Source organism: Pseudoalteromonas sp. A25 (assembly GCF_009176705.1).
In the GTDB taxonomy this organism is placed as follows: domain Bacteria; phylum Pseudomonadota; class Gammaproteobacteria; order Enterobacterales; family Alteromonadaceae; genus Pseudoalteromonas.
The window spans coordinates 3,249,653-3,272,420 of sequence record NZ_AP021846.1 but is presented as its reverse complement, the minus strand read 5'-3'; the positions used below and the strand labels follow the sequence as shown (position 1 = coordinate 3,272,420).

The window sequence follows — 22,768 nt, the reverse complement described above, 5'->3', positions numbered from 1 at the left end:
GGTTAGTGTGCCATAAATGAGCGGCAGACCTCTAGCTAGATGGCTTATTTCTTCTTAATCGGTACTAATAAACTTAAAGCGTGGCACAAGCTCGCCATTAAATTGCACATGCTCGTTAAACATATCTAAAGGCCTTACCCAAAAATCAAAATCGCCATAAAGTGTTTGATATACCACCATGTTTTCACCGGTTTCACTGTGTTTGGCAACATGGTGTACACGGTATTTAGGCCCTTTGTAATGCTGATAAATCCCCGCTTTTAGTGTTTGCTTCATTGTTCGCTCCAGTTGCTGTGCTGTATACTTGGTGGTTATGCATTTGCCTAGTTGGCGTAAAGATGAATTATATTTCTATAGATAAATTTAAGAAAGCTTGGGTATTTAAACACCAAGATCTACCGATTGATAACAGTGACTTAGAGGCAATAAAGTTGATGACCCCTGAGCGCTCTGCGGTACTTTGGAGTACCATGGTCTCAAGGGAGAAGGACCATCCTGATTTTTTTACCAAGTCAGAATGGCCCGGCGATGACGCTACATGGCTTGAGCAATTGAATTGGGAAAAGCCTTGGGAAAACTCAGAGCCTTGCTTGCCTGAACCACTGTGTAATTTTTTAAACTGGGAAGACAATACCACTGTTTATTTTTGCTTGAGCCGAGATCAAGTCATTGAAACGCAGTTTGACGTGTTTAAGCGCTGTTGGCAAAACTTTATGTTTTTAGCCGATGGTAGCCTTTTACTTGGTAAAAAGCGCCAAGGGGTTGTGCAGTTTTTAGAAAGTGGACAAGCCAAACTTGGGAAGCGCCCGAAAGGCTAGCCTGTATGTACTTACCATGCTATAACTTTGTCAACTGACGGAGGCTGCGTGGTAAAGCAACACATAACAGACACCAAACAAAGTAACTTGTGGCACAACGAACAAGAACGTTTGCTATTTGCTGAGCTGGTTAATGTATTTTATTCGCGAGAGATACCCGCTCTGGCCCAACAGTACAGTGCCGAGCAATTACAGCGTAAGCTTTTGAGTTTGCCGTATTATGTCGAGCGAGCAGCACGGCACATTACTCAAGGTGAAGTGCCATTGCAGCTTGATAGTCAAAATGGTTGCTGGCTGGCATCACAAAAACGCACGTTGCCACCGTTTGATGAGCACAAAAACCAAGACTTCTTTTCATCAAGTAATCTCATTGGTTTGGTGGTTCCAGTATTGATCGCAGATGTACAATACTCGCAGGTTGTCATAGACAGCATAGATCAAGTAAGAGACAATGCTGTACATTGTAACCAATACGGTTGGTTTAGCTATTCAGGCTATAGTCATGATGATGATTTTAGGTTGTTTAAGCCAACAAAACAGCTGATGGTAGCTGCATGCTGCGGTCATCGTTGGCAGTATGGAAAAGTGGTTGCGCCGCGCGTGTTAAGCCTAAGAGAAATGTTGCTAGCCAGCATGATAAATTGGACCAATGTTAAAGTACCAAAACAACGACATCATTAATCCGCTTTATGCAATATCCTGGCACTTAGGAGGCTAGGTTGTGCGCATATTTCAATTAGTATTACTCTGCTTGGCTGTTTTTTTACAGTACCGTTTGTGGTTTGCGAATAACGGCATTCAAGACTATACGAGAATAAAAAGCACCGTTGAATCTCATCAGCAACTTAATACCAAACTCTCTAAACGCAATAAGCTTTTAAAAGCCGATATTGAAGATCTTAAACTGGGTTTAGAAGGTGTGGAAGAACGCGCACGCCATGAGCTTGGTATGATCAAAGAAAACGAAACATTTATACGAGTACTCCCTAGAAAACATCATGAGCCAAACAATTAAAATAGCGGCGGTGGTGCCTGCTGCGGGTGTTGGAAGCCGAATGCAAGTTGGACACCCCAAGCAATACCTAAAAATCGCAGATAAAACGATTCTTGAGCACACTTTAAATAAACTGGGGCAACTGCCGGAGCTAGATAGCATAGTTGTTGCTGTCAGCGAAACGGATGAGTACTTCAAAACATTACCTTTGCAAGATCGACGTATTATCGCTGTTAACGGGGGCAAAGAGCGAGCCGACTCGGTGCTGAACGCCCTAAATGCCTTAACCTCACATCAGCCTGATTGGGTTTTGGTGCATGATGCTGCTCGCCCATTAGTGACCCTACAAGATATGCGAACATTGATCACACAATGTATGGCTGATGGGGAAGGGGGCCTTCTTGCCGCTCGAGTAAAAGACACCATCAAAAGAGGTGAAACTCATAGTTTAGAGACTGTACCTCGTGAGCAACTATGGCAGGCTTTAACGCCGCAGTTTTTCCCTTACCAAGCGCTAAAAGACGCGCTGCAACGGGCGCTGGAAAATTCGGTTTCAATTACCGATGAAGCCTCTGCAATGGAGTGGGCACAACACCCAGTTAAACTTATCTGTGGACGCAGTGATAATATTAAAATAACCACGCCAGAGGACTATGATTTGGCGTGTTTTTTAATTTCTAAGCAAGAGAGTGAATAATGATTAGAATTGGTCATGGCTTTGATGTACACAAATTTGGTGGCGAGGGCCCACTAACTATTTGCGCAGAGAAAATACCTTATGCACAGGGCTTTATAGCGCATTCAGATGGAGATGTGGCAATTCATGCTTTGTGTGACGCTGTACTCGGTGCGTTAGCGTTAGGAGATATCGGAAAACACTTTCCCGATACATCGGCAGAATTTGCGGGGATCGATAGCCGTATTCTGTTGCGTCGGGTTATTTCACAAATGCAATCAATGGGCTATAAGTTAGGTAATTGTGATGTGACCATCGTTGCGCAGGCCCCTAAAATGCGCCCCCATATTGATGCGATGAGAGCAAATCTAGCCACAGATTGCCAAGCAGATATTTCACAAGTGAATGTAAAGGCGACCACAACAGAAAAGCTAGGCTTTGAGGGCCGAAAAGAAGGCATATCAGCCCATGCTGTTGTGGTGTTGATCAAGTCATGAATACGCTCAATTATTTATACGGCCAGCCTCAGTCAAAAGCTGACTTTAAGTCCAGTGCTGAAGACTTTATGGTGGATGAGCTTTTAGATATTCCACTGACTGGAGAAGGCGAGCATGTTTGTCTTCAGATCATTAAAAAGGGTGAAAATACCACCTATGTAGCAAAACAAATCGCCAAGCTTGCCAATGTTGCCCCAAGGGATGTCAGTTACGCGGGTTTAAAAGACCGTCATGGCGTATGTAGTCAGTGGTTTAGCGTACCTGTTGCTATTAAAAAAGAGATCGATTTTAGCGCACTAAACAGCGACAGTATTTTTGTTGTTAAACAAGTTCGACATAACCGAAAATTACGCACAGGTTGTCACAGTGGTAACCATTTTAAGCTCACCTTGCGTAATGTTGATATGCCGCTTGATATTCTTTCTCGGATTAACGCAGTGCGCCAGGGGGTTCCCAACTATTTTGGTGAGCAACGGTTTGGCCATGATGGGCACAACTTGGAAATGGCTGAGCGTTTATTTTCAGGTGAGCAGATCAGAGACAAAAAGCTGCGTGGCATTGTAATTTCAGCGGCGCGCTCTCACATTTTTAATCAGTTGGTGAGTTTACGTGTTGAGCACCACGGTTTAGCTAAAACATGGCATCGAGAAGTGTTTTTGTTAAATGGCAGCAATGCCTTTTTTGAAGATGATATCAGTGATGAGATCATCGCACGCTTAACCAGTGGTGATATTTTATTATCTGCCCCCATGGTTGGTAAGGGTGAGAAAGGGTTAGTTGCACAAGAAAGAGAATGGTTACAACCATATAGTGCTTGGCAACAAGGGCTTGGGCAGTTAGGCTTAAAGATTGAAAGGCGGGCGTTACGCTTAGTGCCAAACAACCTACAAGTGGAAACAATAGACAGTAGTACGATTAAACTGTCATTCAGTTTGCCCAAAGGTACATTTGCCACAGCCGTGCTTAGAGAGCTGGTACAGCATCGAGATGCCAGTAAAGACAATTTAACTCGTGAGGTAGTTGATGAGGATCTTGCTTAGTAATGATGACGGCGTACATGCTAAAGGCATTGAGGTTTTATATAAAGCGCTCAAACAAATTGCAGACGTCACCGTTGTAGCCCCGGATAGAAATTGCAGTGGTGCTAGTAACTCTTTGACTTTGCTTAATCCTTTGCGAGCGACCGTACTTGATAATGGCTTTATATCAGTTAATGGCACGCCGACTGATTGTGTGCATTTAGGGGTTAATCAGCTCATGGACGATTTACCTGATTTGGTCGTGGCAGGTATAAACAATGGTGCGAACCTGGGAGACGACACGCTTTATTCAGGAACTGTTGCTGCAGCAAGTGAAGGGCGTCATTTGGGCTTGCCAGCAATTGCCGTTTCGTTAAGTTCTAAACAAGAGAACCACTACGAAACAGCGGCACAGGTAACTTTAGACATCATAAAACAATTGCGAAGCCACCCGCTGCCAAAAGATCAAATTATTAATATTAATGTACCCAATGTGCCACTTACTGAACTTAAGGGCATTAAAGTGTGTCGTTTAGGGGCTAGGCACAAAGCCGAAACAATGACTAAGCAACAAGACCCATGGGGCCGAGATATATTTTGGTACGGCAACTTGGGAAGTGAGAGCGATGCAGGCGAAGGTACTGACTTTCATGCTATAAATCATGGCTATGCTGCGATCACACCGCTTAAAGTGGATATGACCGCCCATGAAAGTTTAACGGCAATGTCAGACTGGTTAGCCGAGGCTGATTAACGGTGTTAAGTAGCTATAAACGCAGCGCCAATGCGTTGGTTCAATTGCTCAAAGAGCAAGGCGTGGAAGATCAACTGGTTTTAAAGGTGATAGCCCAGACACCACGACATATGTTTGTTGACGATGTGCTTAAACATAAGTCTTATGAGAATACGGCCTTACCCATAGGGCAGGGACAGACAATTTCACAGCCCTATATCGTCGCTAAAATGACGGAGGTGCTACTGCAAGTGGGTGTAACCGGTAAAGTGTTAGAGATTGGCACGGGCTCTGGTTATCAAACGGCTATTTTGGCTCAACTATTTGCAGAAGTATGCAGTGTTGAGCGTATTAAAGCGTTGCAGTGGCAAGCAAAACGTCGATTGCATTTGCTTGATTTATACAATGTAACCATGAAACACGGTGATGGCTGGCAAGGTTGGCAATCTAAAGCGCCTTTTTCTGGGATCATTGTTACAGCGGCTGCCAAGGAAGTACCCCAACCTTTGTTAGAGCAGCTTGAAGATCAGGGGGCACTGATCGTACCTTTAGGGGAGCAAGAGCAACAACTAACGTTGTTTGTTCGCAAAGGAGAGCGCTTTATTGAACACCGTTTAGCGCCAGTGCGATTTGTACCTTTGGTTGCTGGTGATATTATTTAATATAATAATTGCTATCGTTGTTAAAATATAGCGAAGCGAGTTTTGTGATAACTACATAGCCAATATAATTATAATACTCAAAGGGTGAACGATGCTTAAAACATACCTGCTGATGATGGCAATTGCCTGTATGTTGTTAAGTGGTTGTAGTAGTCGCAGTACGCCCGCCCCAGTAACAAGCCTAAAGACTGGTAAGTCCAGTTCAACACAAAAAATTCACATTAAAAATAATCGTTATAAAGTGCAAAAAGGTGACACGTTATTTGCCATTGCTTTCAGTGCAAATAAAGATGTGAGAACTGTGGCGCAGATTAACGGTATTAAGCCGCCCTATGTAATTTTTCCTGGTCAATTGATTTATGTTGAGTATCCACAAAATAAAAACAAAAAGCGCAAAAAGTACACAAACACGCGAAATAAGTCCAGCTTAAATAAACAAAAAAATAACAAAGTTGCGAAAAAAGAGCTTGATCAGCCAAAACAACGAGAGTATGTTCAAAAACATAGCAGTAAAAATGACAACGCATCTAAGGCTTTGTTTTCTAATAAGGTACGTTGGCATTGGCCTGCGGTTGGTAAGGTAACAAAGCACTTTTCGAGTAAAGAAAATGGCTATAAAGGACTTCAAATCACCAACGTTGAAGGAGCCCCTGTAAAGGCTGCTGCTGACGGAGTGGTTGTTTATGCCGGTAGTGCACTAAGAGGTTACGGTAATTTAATCATATTGAAACACAACGATGATTACCTAAGTGCATATGCGCATAACTCGAAGTTACAGGTTACTGAGCAACAAAAAGTTAAAGTTGGGCAAAAAATTGCCGAAATGGGTAGTACAGATGCTTCTAAAACTGCATTGCGGTTTGAGATCCGTTTTAGAGGGCAAGCTGTTAATCCGGTTAAATATTTGCCAAGTAAGTAGTGGCGTAAAAGTGGGTAACGCAATGCGTCACTATTCAATCACTTGGGAGGATGCGTATGGCTCAAACAGCAAATGTTAAAACCAAAAAAACGGACGATTTTGAAGATAAGCTCGACGAGCTAGATAGCTCAAAGGCCGAATTATTGGAAGAAATTGACGACGATGACGACATCTTCGCCAAAGATGAGACTGTAAAAAATTTAGATGCAACCCAGTTGTATCTCGGTGAGATTGGCTTTTCACCTTTGCTTAGCGCTGAAGAAGAAGTGTACTTCGCTCGTAAGGCGCTTAAAGGCTGCGAGGCATCCCGTAAGCGGATGATTGAAAGTAATTTACGCTTAGTGGTTAAAATTTCCCGTCGCTATAATAACCGAGGCTTAGCGCTACTTGATTTAATCGAAGAAGGTAATCTTGGTTTGATCAGGGCAGTTGAAAAGTTTGACCCTGAACGTGGTTTTCGATTTTCGACTTATGCCACTTGGTGGATCCGTCAAACCATCGAACGTGCAATAATGAATCAAACTCGCACTATTCGTTTGCCGATACATGTCGTTAAAGAGTTAAATGTTTACTTACGTACCGCAAGAGAATTAACGCAAAAGCTCGATCATGAACCAACGGCTGAAGAAATAGCAGAGTGTCTTGACCGCCCAGTTGAAGATGTAACAAAAATGCTGCGTTTGAATGAGAAAATAACGTCAGTTGATACCCCAATTGGGGGAGAGAACGATAAAGCATTGCTGGATATTATTGCCGATGAGAAAGGCCATGGACCAGAGAGCGAAGTGCAAAGCAATGATATTAATAACCATATTGTAGATTGGCTAGGTGAGTTAAACCCTAAACAACGAGAGGTATTAGCAAGGCGGTTTGGTTTATTAGGGTATGAGCCATCAACGCTTGAAGATGTGGGCAGAGAAATCGGTTTAACGCGTGAGCGAGTACGTCAAATTCAAGTAGAAGCTTTAAGACGCCTAAAAGATATTTTACAACATGAAGGTTTAAGTACCGAAAGCTTATTTGAGCAACTATAAAAGTTAAACTTAAGTAGATGCTGGTAAAAACCACCTTTAGTAGGTGGTTTTTTTGTGCCGAAAATTTACTTTTTAATTCAGTTGCTGTTTCAGTTTGTATAATAGGGCATGCGCTTCTCTTGGGCTTAAGTCATCAGGTTCAATGTCTTGAAGTGCTTGCTCAACAGCAGATAACACAGGCTCTGTGAGTGGTAAAGCATGTTGAGCAGGTGCAATAGGTTCAACAACACTCTGGTGATTCTCTAATTGCACTAGCTTTTGCTTGGCAAGTTTTAAAACTGGTTTTGGCACCCCGGCGAGGCCCGCGACCTGTAAGCCAAAGCTCTTACTTGCAGCCCCTTCCATCACGGTATGTTTAAAGGCAATGGTGTCGTTGTGCTCGACCGCATCTAAATGCACGTTCACCAACCCTGATTGCTGCTCAGCAAGCTCTGTCAGCTCAAAATAATGAGTTGCAAAGAGTGTTTTTGCTTCTAATTGTCGAGCTAAATAGTCGGCAGTGGCATATGCCAAAGATAAACCATCATAGGTGCTGGTACCTCGGCCAATTTCATCCATCAGTACTAAAGACTGTTTGGTGGCATTGTTCAAAATGGTAGCTGTTTCTGTCATCTCAACCATAAATGTAGAGCGGCCAGATGCCAAATCATCGCTGGCACCGATACGGGTGAATATTCTGTCTACGTTGCCAATATTTGCAGCGCTTGCTGGCACAAAGCTACCAATGTGTGCCATCAGTACAATCAGAGCTGTTTGGCGCATATAGGTTGATTTACCACCCATGTTTGGGCCTGTAATGATCAGCATCTTACGTGCATTATTAAGATGCACTGGATTGGCGATAAATGGGTCTTTACTGACTTGCTCTACGACAGGGTGGCGTCCAGCTTCGATATGTATTTCATCGCTATCGCTTAAAACAGGCTTACAGTAGTCAAGAGTTTGTGCGCGCTCAGCGAGCGTGTTGAGCACATCTAAATCGGCTAAAGCTGCGGCCATTAATTGTAGTTGCTCTAGATAAGGCGCGATGAATTCAAACAATTGCTCATAGAGTTGCTTTTCAAGTGCCAATGCCTTGCTTTGGCTACCGAGCACTTTATCTTCATGCTCTTTGAGCTCTGGAATGATGTAGCGTTCGTTATTTTTTAACGTTTGACGGCGAATATAATCAGCAGGTACTAGGTGTGAGTTTGCGCGGCTAATTTCAATATAAAACCCATGTACCTTGTTATAGCCAATTTTGAGTGTACTGATCCCTGTTCTTTCTCGTTCTCTTAGTTCGAGTTTCTCTAAAATATCCGTAGCACCTTGGCTGAGTGAACGCCATTCATCAAGCTCGGCGTTATAGCCTGTGGCTATCACGCCACCATCACGGATCAAAATCGGAGGGTTGTCGATAATGGCGCGTTCAAGTAGATCTTGTAGCTTTGGTAACGTAGGAGATTGTACACAGATCTGTTTGATGCGAGCATCATCACTTTCTGCCAATAACGCGTGCAGTGGTGCCAGTGCTTGTAAAGCCGATCTTAAACGGGTTAAGTCTCTTGGCCGTGCATTACATAGTGCAAGCCTTGCTACGACACGTTCAATATCACCAATTTGTTTTAGGGCCTCATAGGTATCAAGGCATAATTGAGTTTCTATTAAGCTTGAGATTGCATTAAGTCTGGCATTCAACTCATTGCGATTTCGAATTGGAGTATGGATCCGACGTTTAAGTAGGCGTGATCCCATAGGAGTCGCTGATCTATCTAAGATCTGTGCTAATGTGTTGTCAATGCTACCTGAGAGATTAAGGGTTAATTCGAGGTTCTTGCGCGTTGCTGCATCTAAGATCACCGCATGTTCGTTTTTCTCTAAGGTGATAGCGCGAATATGAGGCAGTGCGGTACGTTGGGTATCTTTTACATACTGCATAACACAACCGGCAGCCACTAACGCGGTAGCTGCTTGTTCTACCCCAAAACCAATAAGATCTTTTGTCTCAAATTGCTGGCATAAGAGATGTTTGGCTGTATCTAAATCAAACTCCCAATCGGGGCGTCTTCGTGCGCCTTTAAACTGCTCAATGAGGTGTAGGTTTTTAAATGACTCAGGATAGAGTAACTCTGCAGGCTGCAAGCGTTGTAGAGTTGAACTGAGTGCTTCATCGGTCTTAAGCTCAACAATACAAAATTGACCAGAGTTAATATCAAGGTACGCAACACCATATTGATGCTGTTTATCTTGCCATAATGCAGCGAGTAAATTGTCTTGACGCTCTTGTAGCAACGCTTCGTCTGTAACAGTTCCTGGTGTAACTATTCTTACTACTTTACGCTCAACAGGCCCTTTGCTGGTGGCAGGATCGCCCACCTGCTCACAAATCGCTACAGATTCACCCATTTGCACTAAACGCGCTAGATAATTTTCTACAGCATGGTAAGGCACGCCGGCCATGGGAATGGGATCGCCTGATGCCTTGCCACGATGGGTTTGTGAAATATCTAGCAATTGAGCCGCACGGATAGCATCATCGAAGAACAGTTCGTAAAAATCACCCATGCGATAGAACAATAAAATATCTTGATGCTCAGCTTTAATCCTAAGATATTGCTGCATCATAGGGGTTTGTTGTTTTATAGTATGTTCTGAATATAAATCTATCGACATGCATCTACCTAAGAGGTTGAATATGGAGCTAAACCAAGAGATTAAGACTCTGGCTGCACAATTGGGCGCTATTTTAACGGATAAACGTTTGACGATCACTACCGCTGAGTCATGTACTGGTGGTGGTATAAGTTACGCGCTCACAGATACTCCGGGAAGCTCCAACTATCTTGACCGATGTTTTGTTACCTACAGTAATGATGCAAAACGAGATTTATTGGGCGTTAATACCCAGACATTAAATAGTTATGGTGCGGTGAGCGAGCAAACTGTTTTAGAAATGGCCACAGGAGCTGCGCGAGCGGCCAATGCAGATATTGCTGTTTCGGTATCAGGTATTGCCGGCCCAGGTGGCGGCTCAGATGATAAACCTGTGGGATTGGTATGGTTTGCAATTAATGTGCAGGGTGATGTGACTAGTTATGAGCAAGTTTTTACCGGTGATCGTAGTTATGTTAGGACTCAAGCTATTGCTTTTGCTTTAAAAAATATAGTTTCTCGTATTCAAGGATAAAAATGTACTTGATACTGTGATTCTATACAGTATACTGAGCCCATTACGCTAGATTGGAGAAGCAAATGAACGATAACAAACAAAAGGCACTCGACGCTGCATTGTCACAAATTGAACGTCAATTTGGAAAAGGTTCGATTATGAAGCTAGGCGATAGCAAAGCGCTCGATATCGAATCAATTTCTACCGGCTCACTGGGTATTGATATTGCGTTGGGTATTGGTGGTTTGCCAACAGGCCGTATTGTAGAAATTTATGGACCTGAGTCTTCAGGTAAAACCACGTTGACGTTACAAGTTATCGCTGAAGCACAAAAGCAAGGCAAAACCTGTGCCTTTGTTGATGCAGAACATGCGCTCGACCCAGTCTATGCAGAAAAATTAGGCGTAAATGTTGATGATCTTTTAGTATCTCAACCAGACACCGGTGAGCAAGCGCTAGAAATTTGTGACATGCTGGTTCGCTCTGGCGCTGTAGATGTGGTGATTGTTGACTCTGTGGCAGCTCTCACACCAAAAGCTGAAATTGAAGGTGATATGGGCGATACGCACGTTGGCTTGCAAGCTCGCTTAATGTCTCAAGCACTACGTAAATTAACGGCAAACATCAAGCGTTCTAATACGTTATGTATTTTCATCAACCAAATTCGTATGAAAATTGGTGTGATGTTTGGTAACCCTGAAACAACAACAGGCGGTAACGCGCTTAAATTCTATTCATCAGTACGTATTGACATTCGCCGTATTGGGTCTGTTAAAGAAGGTGACGAAGTTGTTGGTAACGAAACACGGGTTAAAATAGTTAAGAACAAGGTTGCACCTCCATTTAAGCAAGCAGAATTTATCATTATGTACGGTGAAGGTATTTCTAAGCATGGTGAGTTGATTGACTTAGGCGTTAAGCACAAGCTGGTTGAAAAGTCAGGTGCTTGGTATAGCTACAACGGAAGCAAAGTTGGACAAGGTAAATCTAATTCAATTAAATTCCTTAAAGAAAACCCTGAAATTTCCAACGAGATAGAAGGGAAGTTGCGTGAGATGCTACTGTTGCAAGCGACCATTAAACCTGAAGAAGGTGAAGATCAAGGTTTAGCAGCAACGGATGTTGAACTATAAAAAAACTCGAATTAAGCGTAAGAAGCCCAGCAATGCTGGGCTTTTTTATGGAAAACGGCAACACCGTTAAAAAACGTATTTTGCAGATAACTGTAAACGATTCAGATCGCCGTCAATTTTAGCTTCGGTATCCCGTGTCGCCACTTTGTATTCAACGCCAAAGGTCAGCTTTTTAACCGGAGAATAGAGTAAATTAGCACTCAAGCTTTGGCTGGATTTAGTTGGGTTACCCGAAATAGAAAGTAGATTGTTGTCATTATCAGCAGAAAAAAACGAATATAGGAAGGTCGAGCGCAGTTCATCACTCCACAGCTGTTGATAAGCAATAAAACCAGAAGTAGAGTCAATGGCATGCAACTTATTTCCGTCATATAGACCACCATTTGCAACATTTAACCCCACATAACGTCCTAAACCTTGGCCTTGTGTGAGCATAAATTTGAGGTTATTTTTGCCAAAATTGATGCGCCCCGACGCACTTAAGCCAATTGATGTTTCGCTTTCGTCGGCAGCACCCAACTTGTAGGTGAGCTGACGAGCAAGCGCTGCAACAACAAAATGACCCCAATCAGCGTTATAGGTATAGCGCGCTGTAAAATCTGGCATGCTGGCATCGTCGGTAACGACTCTTGCACTATCTGCGGTTGTTACGGTGCTTTCTGGGTTTTCTGCAGAAAATGACCAATTACCCACCTTGTATTTAACCATAGCTTGGCGCACGAACACGGTGCCTTCGGCGGGTCCTACAAAATCCAGTGTTTCTGGCAAAGCAGAGACATTTTGAAAGTTTGACCAAGCTTGACCAAACATCCAGCCTTTGTAACTCACGTAAGCTTGTCTAAGTCTTGGTGAGTATGAATTTGTGACACGCTCATTACCACCGATTGATGCGATAAAGTCGAGTTCAATTTTGGTTTTAATTTCACTGCCATCGTCTAACTTCGTGTTGGTGGCTAAGTTAAATCGAGATTGTCTTGCGTGCATGTCAAATACTGCATCTTCAGAGGACGTTGCAGAGACAGGTGTCGTACCTGGTACGTAAAAGTCTCGACCGATATTACCGCTTCCTAAGGTGCCATCGGAAAAGTCACTCCAAATGGCATCAAGCTTAATATAGCCGCCGTAATTGATATCAGTTTGACCTATAGAGGCTGCGATCGACGGGGTAGATAGCACGGTAAAAATACTAGCGGCAATTGTCGTTTTTCTTGTGTAACCGAATGTTGTCATAATGATTTTCCTTTGCAACGACGCATTTGTTGAGTCGCTGTCTGATAATAAAGCGTCGGTATTCACTTTTGATGAAGGATGGCATTTACTCAATTACCTATTGGTCTATACGACTAAGGTGGTAACAATTAGAAGGAAAAAGCGGAATAGGCTATTTTACTAAAATCGAAGGAATTATTTAATTTGTTGATTTTATGCAACTTTATAGAGTCTATAATGAGTAGAAGAATATTTGCTTGGCTATGCAAAATACTTGAGATAATTTCATGTTATAGGTCGGTGTTATTTACCTCTACAACTAAGGTCTAATACTTTCATGGCTTTGGCTGAGTGATGCTTGGGCAACGCCGAAAGGCAAACAAATTAAAATGGAGATGACTATGACACAGAGCATTTATCCTGTTCCTGAAGCTATAAAGAACAATGCACTCATTGATAACGATAAATATAACACGCTATATAAGCAGTCAATTGAGGATCCACAAGGATTTTGGGCTGAACATGGGCAACGCCTAGCGTGGTCAAAGCCATTTACAAAGGTTAAGAACACCTCATTTGATAAAGGCCACATCAGCATCAAATGGTTCGAAGATGGGCAACTTAATGCCTCTTACAACTGTATTGATAGGCACCTTAAAGATAAAGCAGATAAAGTTGCACTCATTTGGGAGGGCGATAATCCAGCACAAAGTGAGCATATCACCTATCAAACTTTACATGATGAAGTTGCAAAACTAGCAAACGGCTTGAAAAAACTGGGCGTAAACAAAGGCGATCGTGTTGCGATTTATATGCCTATGACGCCACAAGCTGTTTATGCGATGCAGGCTTGTGCTCGAATTGGAGCTATTCACTCAGTTGTATTTGGCGGCTTTTCACCATCAGCCATAGCGGATAGAATTAAAGATTCTGGTGCTAAAGTGGTGATCACATCAGATGAAGGACGACGTGGGGGCAATTGTGTCCCGCTCAAAGCAAATGTAGATGAAGCGGTTTCGCAACCGGGCGTTGAGATTGAACATGTGGTAGTTCATCGTTTAACTGGTGGTGAAGTCGAATGGCAAAATCATGATGTATGGTGGCATGAGTTAGTTGCTGATGTAGATACTGTGTGCCCGCCAACGGCCATGGATGCAGAAGACCCACTATTTATTTTATATACCTCAGGGTCGACAGGTCAGCCCAAAGGCGTAGTGCATACTACCGGCGGGTATTTGGTCTATGCATCAATGACTCACGAATACGTATTTGATCTGAAAGAAGACGATGTTTACTGGTGTAGTGCTGATGTGGGTTGGATCACCGGTCATAGCTACATTGCATACGGACCTTTGGCAAATGGTTGCACACAAGTCATTTTTGAGGGGGTACCAACTTACCCAAGTGCTGGCCGCATTGGTGAAATTGTTGATAAACACAATGTCACTATTCTTTATACCGCACCAACGGCCATTCGTGCCTTGATGGCTAAGGGCGATGAGCCTACGGCAACGTCTAATCGTGCTAGTTTGCGTATTCTAGGGTCTGTGGGAGAGCCAATAAATCCAGAAGCTTGGTCTTGGTACTATGACAAAATTGGTAATGGCGCTTGCCCAATTGTAGATACATGGTGGCAAACAGAGACCGGTGGCATTATGATCACGCCACTGCCAGGTGCAACTGATATGAAACCAGGCTCTGCAACCAGACCTTTCTTTGGTATTGCGCCTGCGCTATTTGATGCGCAAGGCAATGACTTACCTGGTGCTGCTGAGGGGAACTTAGTTATTCTTGATAGCTGGCCTTCACAAGCTCGCACAGTTTACGGCGACCATGAGCGCTTTGAGCAAACCTACTTCTCAGCATACCCAGGGGTGTACTTTACAGGGGATGGTTGTCGCCGTGATGAAGATGGCTATTATTGGATCACAGGTCGTGTGGATGATGTACTCAATGTCTCTGGGCACCGACTGGGTACTGCTGAAATTGAAAGTGCATTGGTTGCACATGAGTCTGTTGCTGAGGCGGCCGTTGTGGGTTACCCCCATGATATAAAAGGTCAAGGGATCTATGTTTACATCACGCCAAATGAGGGAGTGGTGGTCACAGAAGAATTAACCAAAGACGTGAGAAACTGGGTACGCAAAGAACTTAGCCCAATCGCTTCTCCTGATATGATCCAGTGGTCACCCGGGTTACCAAAAACCAGATCGGGTAAGATCATGCGCCGTATACTGCGTAAAATTGCGGCTAATGAGTATCAACAGTTAGGAGATACGTCAACGCTTGCGGATCCTAGCGTAGTCGATGAGTTAATTGAGAACCGCTTGAATCGTTAATTGAACGTTAAAAGCTTGAATTTCATTTAATTCTAAACGAGTATATCGGCTGCTATTGCAAGATAGTGGCCGAATTTTTTAGGAGCACAGTATGAACCAGTTTTTAATTGCAGACGATCATCCGTTATTTAGAGCGGCACTAAAAGGCGCGTTGCAAAATCAGTTTGATTCACTCACTGTGTTTGAAGCCGATACTTTCGATAGCACACTGTCCATACTCTCACAACAAGATGACTTAGACCTACTATTATTGGATTTACATATGCCAGGAAGTGGAGATCTTTACGGCTTGATAAGGGTGAGAGAGGATTATCCGAGTCTACCCATTGTGGTGGTATCTGGTAGTGAAGATCTTAGCGTGATCTCTAAAGTAATGGCCTATGGCGCGATGGGTTTTATTCCTAAGTCCTCATCACCGCAAGAGATCAGTCAAGCGATTGATTCTGTGTTGGAAGGAGACAACTGGTTGCCTGAAAATATAAAAGACCAAGTCGCCAACACAGAGCACGAAGATAAAGAGCTTGCTCAGCAAGTCGCCTCACTAACACCTCAACAATTTAAAGTGCTGCAATATTTACATGAGGGGTTGCTCAATAAGCAGATCGCCTTCGAGTTACATATTTCAGAAGCAACGGTTAAAGCGCATATCACCGCAATTTTTAGAAAGTTAGGGGTGTATAACCGTACACAAGCAGTATTGATAGCTTCTAAACTGCAATTAGAACCAATTGAGTCGCAAGCATAAAAAGCGCCAAGCGCTTCTTATGCTCGCTAACAAAGTCAATTAACTAAATACTACTGTTTTATTATCGTTAATAAAAACCTTGTGCTCACAAGCCAATTGTAATGCTTTACAAAAGACCGTCTTTTCAATGTCTCTGCCCATTTTTGCCATACTTTCAGCATCATTAGCATGGCTCACTTGTGTAACATCTTGAACAATAATCGGGCCTTCATCCAATTCATCGTTGACAAAGTGTGCCGTTGCGCCAATGATTTTTACACCACGTTCAAACGCTTGGTGATAAGGCTTTGCACCAATAAAAGCCGGTAAAAACGAGTGATGGATGTTAATGATGCGGTTGTTGAATCGAGCTACAAATTCAGGACTTAAAATACGCATGTATTTGGCTAGGCCAATAATATCAGGCTGATATTGCTCAATGACTTGCGCCATATTGTTATCATGCTCCAAGCGCGACAACCCGGTATGCGGTACGTTGTGAAAAGGAATACCAAAACCAGTAACTAAAGGTTCTAAATCAGGATAATTGGCCACCACGGCTAAGATCTCGATATTCATTGCTTTTTCATATTCTTTAAGTAGCACACCACCTAAACAATGGGCTTCTTTGGTTGCCAATAAAACAACTTTTGTTTTCTCACCATGATGAAGTGAAACTTGCGCACCTTGTGGAAGTTGCGCTCGTAACTGATCCAAAAATTGCGGGTTTGGCTCGCCTGTTAATTCTGTGCGCATGAAAAAACGAGATCCTTCGCGGTCTACAAATTCATTGTTACGAGTAATATTTAAATTGTGTTGAAAACATAAGTTGGTAATTTTAGCAATGAGCCCGACGTCATCGGCACATTGCGTAGTAAGTATGTAGTTCATTTTCCTCATTCCTATACAAACCCTTTTTAGCAAGGGATTTAGCATACTAGCAACCCGCAATCACTAGGTTAACTATAAATTGCAAAATAACGGCTATTTTTTGAAATTAGCCGCTGATAAGCGAAGTTACAGGCGATGATTGAGTAATGCTTTTAGTTTTGCGGGCTTAACTGGCTTGCTCAAGTAGTGGATCTGCGCTTGTTTAGCCTGTTGCTTTAGCGCCTCGTCTCGCACTGCGGTAATCAATATCGCAGGAACAGGGGCTTGCCAAATCTTTCGTAAGTTTGCAATGAGTGAAATACCATCGCCGTCCTGACCAAGTTGATAATCCATTAATATCATATCGGGCGCATGCTGATTGTTTGCGTATTCAATTGCCTCTTGTGCTTGACTAAAGAGCGCTGCGTTGATGTGCCACTTACTTAGTAAGCTATCCATGGCTTTGAGGTTTTTTGGATCATCATCTACAACTATGACTTTGAGTTGGGCTTTTTTATTGCTTTGTGATTGAAGTGGATCAGCATTCGCTTTTGAATCTGCAAGTTGCCTATCACCAACAGGGATAGTGATGGAAAAACGACTCCCTTTACCAACAATTGAAGTGACATCCAGCTCTAAACACAGTAGATCACAAAGCCGTTTTACAACGCCTAAGCCAAGGCCAACCCCTTTGTTGTCATTACTCTGGATGCGATAGAAATCATGGAAAATCTTATTCAATTGATGCTCTGAGATCCCAGGTCCGGTGTCCCACACTTCTAGGCGCAAACTGTGTGTTCGGTTACGACATGTCACTAGCACCTTGCCATTTTCGGTATATTTTACTGCATTAGAGACGAGGTTTTGGATAATTCGTCTTAGGTATGTAATGTCGCTATGAACGTAAGCATGATTACTGCGAACTTTAAGTTGTAAGCCCTTCTCGCTAGAGACTATGGCATATTCATTGGCCAGTGGGTTCAAAATATCATCAATACAAAAATGCCTCGGTGCGGGTTTCATGGCACCCTGTTCTAACTTAGCGATATCTAACAGTGCAGACATTAAGTGTACCGTTGAATCTAAGCTATCAGATAGCTTATCGAAATTACCTTGATCTTGTTGATTTAATTGGCTTTCATCTATGGCAGCAAGGTATAAACGCGCAGCGTTAAGTGGTTGCAATATGTCATGACTGGCTAAAGCTAAGAAGCGCGTTTTACTATCATTGGCTTGCTCTGCTTCTTTTTTAGCGGCCATGAGCGCTTTTTCTGTGTCGATACGAGAAGCTATTTGTGCTTGCAAATCGGTATTGATGGTGCGGATCTCTTGCGTGCGAGCCTCAATGCGGTTTTCAAGATCCATGTTGATTTCTTCGAGTGCATTTTGGGTAGCAATGTGCATCGTAATATCCGAAAAGCTCGTTACAAAACCACCTTCGGGTAAAGGGTTGCCGCGCATTTCGTATACTTGGCCATCGCGTCGATGGCGAATAAAGTGGTGAGGAGTACCATTGCGTAAATGTTGCACGCGTTTATCGACTAATCGCTCAATATCTCCTGGACCACATTCACCTCGTTGTGCGTTAAATCGGATCACCTTTTCAATGGGTAAACCGACTTCCAAAAAGCCCTCAGGATAGGCAAACATTTCGCTGTAACGTTTATTCCAAGCCACTAAGTTGAGATCTTTATCAACAACGGAAATACCATGGCTGAGGTTTTCTAAAGAGGTATAAAGTAGATTTTGGTTAAATTGTAGCGCTTGTGTGGTTTCATCAAAAAAGTTAACTACTTCTTCAAATGCCATTTGTTTTCCTGATGCCACGGTATGAATAAGCGCTTGCGCTGATGAAGCACCTAAGACGCCAGTGAGTGCTCGCTCACAATAAGCAATAAAATCAGCATCGGGATGTGCGTTATTGTCATCAATACTATGGCTCAGTGCATAGTGACTAAGTAGTTGATTAGAACGCTGAATACCCAAGAATGTTTGCAGTAGTACTTTAAAGTCATAAACGCTGGCTTTAACATTTTTATCTAAACGCTTTGAAAAGCGCGCTTGTTCTTTTGGAAAAACAAAGGCGGCGGCTTGGATTTTATCAATCAAGCGTTCATGGGCAGCAAGTGAAAAGCTAATATAGCAGGTGATATTGGCCAGCAGCGCGATGAGCGTACCACGCGTAATGATGCTTTGTCTTAGCTCATAATCGAAAGGTGCCCCGGTACTGACCACTGGCAGCATTAAAAACAATGCCCAACAGGTAAAGCCAGCGAGTAAACCTGCATAAACACCGTAGGCATGTCCTTTACGCCAATACAGCCCGCCAACGATGGCAGGCAGGAGTTGAGTGACCAAAGAAAACGCAACCAAGCCCATACTTGCTAATGCTTCACCATGACCAAACCATTGTTGGTATAGGTAAGCCAGCAATAAGATTGCGGCAATTGTTAGGCGGCGGATCAGCAAAATTGGGGTTTTGTAGTTGCGCGTAAGTGCACTGCGCTTCAATTTACGTTTTAACAGCAGCGGCAAAACCACATCGTTGGATAACATGGTACTGAGCGTTAAGGTTGCCACAACAATCATCGCTGTTGCGGCTGATAACCCCCCGATAAAGACAAAAGTTGTAACAATGGGGTGGTCCAGCATGAGAGGTAGCGCAAGTACAAAGCTATCAGCAGAAATATTGCTCCCTATTTGCGGGTGTATTGCTGCGGTTGTTATAGGGATGATCATGGCGGCTGTGAGTAGTAAATACAGTGGAAACGCCCAGCGAGCAGTATGCAAGTGCCGATGATTTTGGTTGTCGACCACAGTGACGTGAAACTGTCTAGGCAAACAAATAATGGCAGCGGCAGCCATTAACGTTTGGCCAATAAAGTTGAAGTTTAATGCGTCAAAATTAAGCCAATGTTGAAAAGAAATGGTGTGCGCTTGTGGTAGCTGAATTAGCGTTATAATAGCCAGAAATGCAACCGCAGCGAGTGCCAGTAATTTGATGATTGACTCAAAAGCCACTGCTAACATTAATCCAGAGCGATACTCTGTGACATCCACTTTGCGGGTGCCAAAAAAGATAGCAAACAAAGCCATAATGAGTGTGCCAGTTAATGCAAGTACATTTCCAGAGAGCGCGTCATCTTGTTGTAGCAGCAAAAAGCTACTACTTAACGCTTTAAGTTGCAGTGCGATATAAGGAATCGTTGCCAGCAGCGCTATCATAGTGACCATCACAGCAGTGGTTTGACGTTTGCCATAGCGTGCTGAAATAAAGTCTGCAATGGTTGTGATATTTTGCTTTTTACTGACCAGTAATAATTTGCGTAAAAAACCATGGCCAAACAAAAACAGTAAGGCTGGCCCCAATAAAATTGGTAAGTAGTGCCAGCTACTCTCTGCTGCCGTGCCAACTGCACCATAGTAAGTCCAAGATGTGCAGTAAATACCCAATGAAAACGCATAGACAAAGGGGTGATGGGTAATGCGCATTGCCAGGGGGGTGGTTTTATCCCCCCAGTTGGCCAACCAAAATAATACACCTATATAGCTCAGTGCAACGAGAATGAGAGCGGCTGTCATTGTTGTTCTTCTTAAACTTCGATTGCTTTACCTTACCACAATTTGTTTTTAAGTCTGTATAGCTGACTTGGTCTGATAAATTACAAGTTTTTGTATTTAAAGTAATTAATTGTAATTCTAAATATATTTAGACTAATGTCGTATAAGCGTCATATTTTAGGGCAAGTTCACATGCGCTTTGTTTTATATTTTTAAGCCATTGTTATTTATTAGTTTTATTTTGTATTAGTTTCTTTCAAGGTGCAGTTTACGTAAAGGTAAGTTAATTGCTACGACTAAGGTCTCAATTTCTTCTTACAAAGCCATTGCTAAGGTAAATGATGACAATTAATACCAACACAGCTCATCACAGAGCAAGTGATAGGGGATACAAAAATGGCTTTTAAAGACGAACAACAAGCAAAAGCATACTGGTCAGAAAATCTCAGTTTAATGTTCAAACTATTGGCAATTTGGTTTGTCGTGTCGTTTGGTTTTGGCATTTTGCTGGTAGATGTACTGAATGAAATCCGTTTCTTTGGGTTCAAATTAGGTTTTTGGTTTTCACAACAAGGCGCAATTTACACTTTTGTGGTTTTGATTTTTGTCTACGTATTCAAAATGAATGCATTAGATAAAAAATATGGCGTAGACGAATAAGGGGCAATACGATGGATGTACAAACTCTCACATTTATTATTGTTGGTTTGAGCTTTGCGCTTTATATCGGCATTGCAATATGGGCAAGAGCGGGATCAACGCAAGACTTTTATGTTGCTGGTGGCGGTGTACCGCCGTTTGCAAATGGCATGGCAACCGCAGCAGACTGGATGAGTGCTGCATCGTTTATTTCTATGGCGGGGATCATCTCGTTTGCAGGTTACGATGGTGGTGTTTACCTAATGGGGTGGACTGGTGGTTATGTTTTACTAGCATTGTGCTTGGCACCTTATTTACGTAAGTTTGGCAAGTTTACTGTGCCCGACTTTATTGGCGATCGATACTACTCTCAGGTGGCGCGTGTTGTGGCCATACTGTGTGCCATATTTATCTGCTTTACTTATATTGCGGGGCAAATGCGCGGCGTTGGCGTGGTGTTTTCTCGCTTTTTAGAAGTAGACATTGAAACCGGTGTTTATATCGGCATGGTGATTGTGTTCTTCTATGCCGTACTGGGTGGTATGAAAGGGATAACCTACACACAAGTTGCGCAATATTGTGTACTGGTGTTTGCGTATCTAGTTCCCGCAATTTTTATCTCGTTGATGATGACGGGTCACTTGCTGCCACAAACAGGTTTTGGCGCTACACTGGCTGATGGCTCAGGGATGTACGTCTTAGACAAGCTTGATGGGTTAAGTGCCGAGCTCGGTTTTGCTCAGTATACTGAAGGCTCTAAGAGCATGATTGATGTGTTTGCGATTACCGCTGCATTAATGGTGGGAACAGCTGGTTTACCTCACGTTATTGTGCGCTTTTTTACTGTGCCTCGTGTTAAAGATACCCGTATATCTGCCGCTTGGACTTTGGTCTTTATTGCTATTGTATACACAACAGCACCTGCTGTTGCGTCATTTGCGCGCGTTAATATGATAGATACCATTAACGGTAAAGATGGCAGTGGTACTGTGTATGCGGATGCACCAACTTGGGTGAAAAACTGGGAAAGAACAGGGTTGATCGTATTTGAAGACAAAAACAACGACGGCAAGATGTCTTACTCGGCGGGTAAAGTAGAAGATCCAAATAGCGCTAATGAAGTGAAGATAGATCGTGACATTATGGTGTTGGCAAACCCTGAGATCGCAGATTTACCTGCTTGGGTTATCGCATTGGTCGCGGCCGGTGGTATCGCTGCGGCATTATCTACAACTGCAGGGTTGTTACTCGTTATATCCACTTCGGTATCTCATGACTTGCTCAAACGTACCCTTAAACCCAATATAAGTGATAAACAAGAGTTACTTGCCGCACGCTTGTCAGCCATGGTAGCAATTGTTATTTCAGCATATTTTGGGATTAATCCTCCTGGATTTGTAGCTTCGGTAGTTGCGTTTGCCTTCGGTTTAGCTGCAGCTAGTTTCTTCCCTGCGATTATTATGGGGATCTTCTCTAAGAGTATGAATAAAGAGGGTGCAATTGCGGGTATGGTAACAGGGATCACCTTCACTGCTGCCTATATTATTTACTTTAAGTTTGTTAGCCCAGAGCTTAACACTCCTGCGAATTGGTTATTCGGTATTTCTCCAGAGGGAATAGGTATTGTAGGTATGGTGGTGAACTTTGTGGTGGCTGCGGTAGTATTGAAATTAACTGCGCAAACACCAGTTGAAGTGCAACAAATGGTAGAAAGTATTCGTAATCCAAAAGGCTCAAGTGCTGCTCATGCGCATTAATAGCTCAAGTGAGTAAAAGGATACCCAGCCCATTGG

21 protein-coding genes are annotated in these 22,768 nt (G+C 43.0%); 16 read left to right on the top strand and 5 right to left on the bottom strand.

Going from position 1 to position 22,768, the window contains the following annotated elements; genetic code table 11:
- Positions 1-54: 54 nt before the first annotated feature.
- Positions 55-276 carry a DUF1653 domain-containing protein gene (locus tag GDK41_RS14150; RefSeq protein ID WP_152087018.1) on the bottom strand — a complete coding sequence of 74 codons (222 nt, stop codon included), beginning with the start codon at positions 274-276 and terminating at the stop codon, positions 55-57.
- A 62-nt stretch (positions 277-338) separates the two neighbouring features.
- Between GDK41_RS14150 and GDK41_RS14145 the strand changes: the two genes are divergently transcribed.
- The 10 genes from GDK41_RS14145 (at position 339) to rpoS (ending at position 7,352) form a co-directional block, all read left to right on the top strand.
- Positions 339-818 (top strand): DUF2947 family protein, encoded by a 480-nt coding sequence (locus GDK41_RS14145; protein ID WP_152087017.1) that lies wholly within the window; start codon positions 339-341, stop codon positions 816-818.
- 48 nt (positions 819-866) lie between these two features.
- The gene (locus GDK41_RS14140) at positions 867-1,499 is read left to right on the top strand and encodes a hypothetical protein (protein WP_152087016.1); all 633 of its coding nucleotides are present in this window, start codon (positions 867-869) and stop codon (positions 1,497-1,499) included.
- 40 nt (positions 1,500-1,539) lie between these two features.
- A complete protein-coding gene (gene ftsB, locus GDK41_RS14135) occupies positions 1,540-1,833 on the top strand; it encodes a cell division protein FtsB (protein ID WP_152087015.1) in 294 nt (97 codons plus the stop codon).
- Complete coding sequence (gene ispD / locus GDK41_RS14130) at positions 1,817-2,509, top strand: 2-C-methyl-D-erythritol 4-phosphate cytidylyltransferase (protein WP_152087014.1); 693 nt, start codon at positions 1,817-1,819, stop codon at positions 2,507-2,509. Before ftsB ends, ispD begins: the two co-directional genes overlap by 17 nt.
- Positions 2,509-2,985, top strand: coding sequence for a 2-C-methyl-D-erythritol 2,4-cyclodiphosphate synthase (ispF, locus tag GDK41_RS14125; protein WP_152087013.1), 477 nt, complete (start codon positions 2,509-2,511; stop codon positions 2,983-2,985). The genes ispD and ispF overlap by 1 nt, the downstream gene beginning before the upstream one ends.
- A complete protein-coding gene (gene truD, locus GDK41_RS14120; protein ID WP_152087012.1) occupies positions 2,982-4,025 on the top strand; it encodes a tRNA pseudouridine(13) synthase TruD in 1,044 nt (347 codons plus the stop codon). Before ispF ends, truD begins: the two co-directional genes overlap by 4 nt.
- Complete coding sequence (gene surE / locus GDK41_RS14115) at positions 4,009-4,758, top strand: 5'/3'-nucleotidase SurE (protein ID WP_152087011.1); 750 nt, start codon at positions 4,009-4,011, stop codon at positions 4,756-4,758. Before truD ends, surE begins: the two co-directional genes overlap by 17 nt.
- Before the next feature lie 2 nt (positions 4,759-4,760).
- Positions 4,761-5,399 carry a protein-L-isoaspartate(D-aspartate) O-methyltransferase gene (locus tag GDK41_RS14110; protein WP_152087010.1) on the top strand — a complete coding sequence of 213 codons (639 nt, stop codon included), beginning with the start codon at positions 4,761-4,763 and terminating at the stop codon, positions 5,397-5,399.
- A 91-nt stretch (positions 5,400-5,490) separates the two neighbouring features.
- The gene (locus GDK41_RS14105) at positions 5,491-6,318 is read left to right on the top strand and encodes a peptidoglycan DD-metalloendopeptidase family protein (RefSeq protein ID WP_152087009.1); all 828 of its coding nucleotides are present in this window, start codon (positions 5,491-5,493) and stop codon (positions 6,316-6,318) included.
- 56 nt (positions 6,319-6,374) lie between these two features.
- The gene (rpoS, locus tag GDK41_RS14100; RefSeq protein WP_152087008.1) at positions 6,375-7,352 is read left to right on the top strand and encodes an RNA polymerase sigma factor RpoS; all 978 of its coding nucleotides are present in this window, start codon (positions 6,375-6,377) and stop codon (positions 7,350-7,352) included.
- Between the two features lie 72 nt (positions 7,353-7,424).
- On the opposite strand, the gene mutS is transcribed toward rpoS, so the two are convergent.
- Positions 7,425-10,004: a DNA mismatch repair protein MutS gene (gene mutS, locus GDK41_RS14095; RefSeq protein WP_152087007.1), complete on the bottom strand. Its 2,580-nt coding sequence runs from the start codon at positions 10,002-10,004 to the stop codon at positions 7,425-7,427.
- A gap of 22 nt (positions 10,005-10,026) precedes the next feature.
- On the opposite strand from mutS, the gene GDK41_RS14090 reads away from it, so the two are divergent.
- Together GDK41_RS14090 and recA are read left to right on the top strand one after the other, a co-directional pair.
- Entirely contained in the window at positions 10,027-10,518 is a 492-nt protein-coding gene (locus GDK41_RS14090) for a CinA family protein (protein WP_152087006.1), read from the top strand.
- 65 nt (positions 10,519-10,583) lie between these two features.
- Complete coding sequence (gene recA, locus GDK41_RS14085) at positions 10,584-11,633, top strand: recombinase RecA (RefSeq protein WP_152087005.1); 1,050 nt, start codon at positions 10,584-10,586, stop codon at positions 11,631-11,633.
- A 66-nt stretch (positions 11,634-11,699) separates the two neighbouring features.
- Here the strand turns inward: recA and GDK41_RS14080 are convergent, their stop codons facing one another.
- Positions 11,700-12,863, bottom strand: a complete 1,164-nt coding sequence (locus tag GDK41_RS14080; protein ID WP_152087004.1) for a DcaP family trimeric outer membrane transporter — start codon at positions 12,861-12,863, stop codon at positions 11,700-11,702.
- Between the two features lie 380 nt (positions 12,864-13,243).
- On the opposite strand from GDK41_RS14080, the gene acs reads away from it, so the two are divergent.
- Both acs and GDK41_RS14070 read left to right on the top strand, forming a co-directional pair.
- Positions 13,244-15,181, top strand: coding sequence for an acetate--CoA ligase (gene acs / locus GDK41_RS14075; protein WP_152087003.1), 1,938 nt, complete (start codon positions 13,244-13,246; stop codon positions 15,179-15,181).
- 91 nt (positions 15,182-15,272) lie between these two features.
- Complete coding sequence (locus GDK41_RS14070; RefSeq protein WP_152087002.1) at positions 15,273-15,926, top strand: response regulator transcription factor; 654 nt, start codon at positions 15,273-15,275, stop codon at positions 15,924-15,926.
- Positions 15,927-15,965: 39 nt separating this feature from the next.
- Here the strand turns inward: GDK41_RS14070 and purU are convergent, their stop codons facing one another.
- Both purU and GDK41_RS14060 read right to left on the bottom strand, forming a co-directional pair.
- Positions 15,966-16,796, bottom strand: a complete 831-nt coding sequence (purU, locus tag GDK41_RS14065; protein ID WP_152087001.1) for a formyltetrahydrofolate deformylase — start codon at positions 16,794-16,796, stop codon at positions 15,966-15,968.
- Between the two features lie 126 nt (positions 16,797-16,922).
- Positions 16,923-20,357 (bottom strand): PAS domain-containing hybrid sensor histidine kinase/response regulator, encoded by a 3,435-nt coding sequence (locus tag GDK41_RS14060; protein ID WP_152087000.1) that lies wholly within the window; start codon positions 20,355-20,357, stop codon positions 16,923-16,925.
- 375 nt (positions 20,358-20,732) lie between these two features.
- Between GDK41_RS14060 and GDK41_RS14055 the strand changes: the two genes are divergently transcribed.
- Positions 20,733-20,996: a DUF4212 domain-containing protein gene (locus GDK41_RS14055; RefSeq protein WP_152086999.1), complete on the top strand. Its 264-nt coding sequence runs from the start codon at positions 20,733-20,735 to the stop codon at positions 20,994-20,996.
- Positions 20,997-21,007: 11 nt separating this feature from the next.
- Entirely contained in the window at positions 21,008-22,732 is a 1,725-nt protein-coding gene (locus GDK41_RS14050; RefSeq protein ID WP_152086998.1) for a sodium:solute symporter family protein, read from the top strand.
- Positions 22,733-22,768: the final 36 nt, after the last annotated feature.

Excerpts from the sequence above, each read along its gene's own strand:
- GDK41_RS14145 (WP_152087017.1), top strand. The coding sequence starts at position 339 with ATGAATTATATTTCTATAGATAAATTTAAGAAAGCTTGGGTATTTAAA.
- ispF (WP_152087013.1), top strand. The coding sequence starts at position 2,509 with ATGATTAGAATTGGTCATGGCTTTGATGTACACAAATTTGGTGGCGAG.
- GDK41_RS14070 (WP_152087002.1), top strand. The coding sequence starts at position 15,273 with ATGAACCAGTTTTTAATTGCAGACGATCATCCGTTATTTAGAGCGGCA.
- purU (WP_152087001.1), bottom strand. The coding sequence starts at position 16,796 with ATGAACTACATACTTACTACGCAATGTGCCGATGACGTCGGGCTCATT.
- GDK41_RS14080 (WP_152087004.1), bottom strand. The coding sequence starts at position 12,863 with ATGACAACATTCGGTTACACAAGAAAAACGACAATTGCCGCTAGTATT.
- GDK41_RS14060 (WP_152087000.1), bottom strand. The coding sequence starts at position 20,357 with ATGACAGCCGCTCTCATTCTCGTTGCACTGAGCTATATAGGTGTATTA.
- recA (WP_152087005.1), top strand. The coding sequence starts at position 10,584 with ATGAACGATAACAAACAAAAGGCACTCGACGCTGCATTGTCACAAATT.
- ispD (WP_152087014.1), top strand. The coding sequence starts at position 1,817 with ATGAGCCAAACAATTAAAATAGCGGCGGTGGTGCCTGCTGCGGGTGTT.
- GDK41_RS14090 (WP_152087006.1), top strand. The coding sequence starts at position 10,027 with ATGGAGCTAAACCAAGAGATTAAGACTCTGGCTGCACAATTGGGCGCT.
- GDK41_RS14055 (WP_152086999.1), top strand. The coding sequence starts at position 20,733 with ATGGCTTTTAAAGACGAACAACAAGCAAAAGCATACTGGTCAGAAAAT.
- surE (WP_152087011.1), top strand. The coding sequence starts at position 4,009 with ATGAGGATCTTGCTTAGTAATGATGACGGCGTACATGCTAAAGGCATT.
- GDK41_RS14150 (WP_152087018.1), bottom strand. The coding sequence starts at position 276 with ATGAAGCAAACACTAAAAGCGGGGATTTATCAGCATTACAAAGGGCCT.
- acs (WP_152087003.1), top strand. The coding sequence starts at position 13,244 with ATGACACAGAGCATTTATCCTGTTCCTGAAGCTATAAAGAACAATGCA.
- mutS (WP_152087007.1), bottom strand. The coding sequence starts at position 10,004 with ATGTCGATAGATTTATATTCAGAACATACTATAAAACAACAAACCCCT.
- GDK41_RS14050 (WP_152086998.1), top strand. The coding sequence starts at position 21,008 with ATGGATGTACAAACTCTCACATTTATTATTGTTGGTTTGAGCTTTGCG.
- GDK41_RS14105 (WP_152087009.1), top strand. The coding sequence starts at position 5,491 with ATGCTTAAAACATACCTGCTGATGATGGCAATTGCCTGTATGTTGTTA.
- rpoS (WP_152087008.1), top strand. The coding sequence starts at position 6,375 with ATGGCTCAAACAGCAAATGTTAAAACCAAAAAAACGGACGATTTTGAA.
- truD (WP_152087012.1), top strand. The coding sequence starts at position 2,982 with ATGAATACGCTCAATTATTTATACGGCCAGCCTCAGTCAAAAGCTGAC.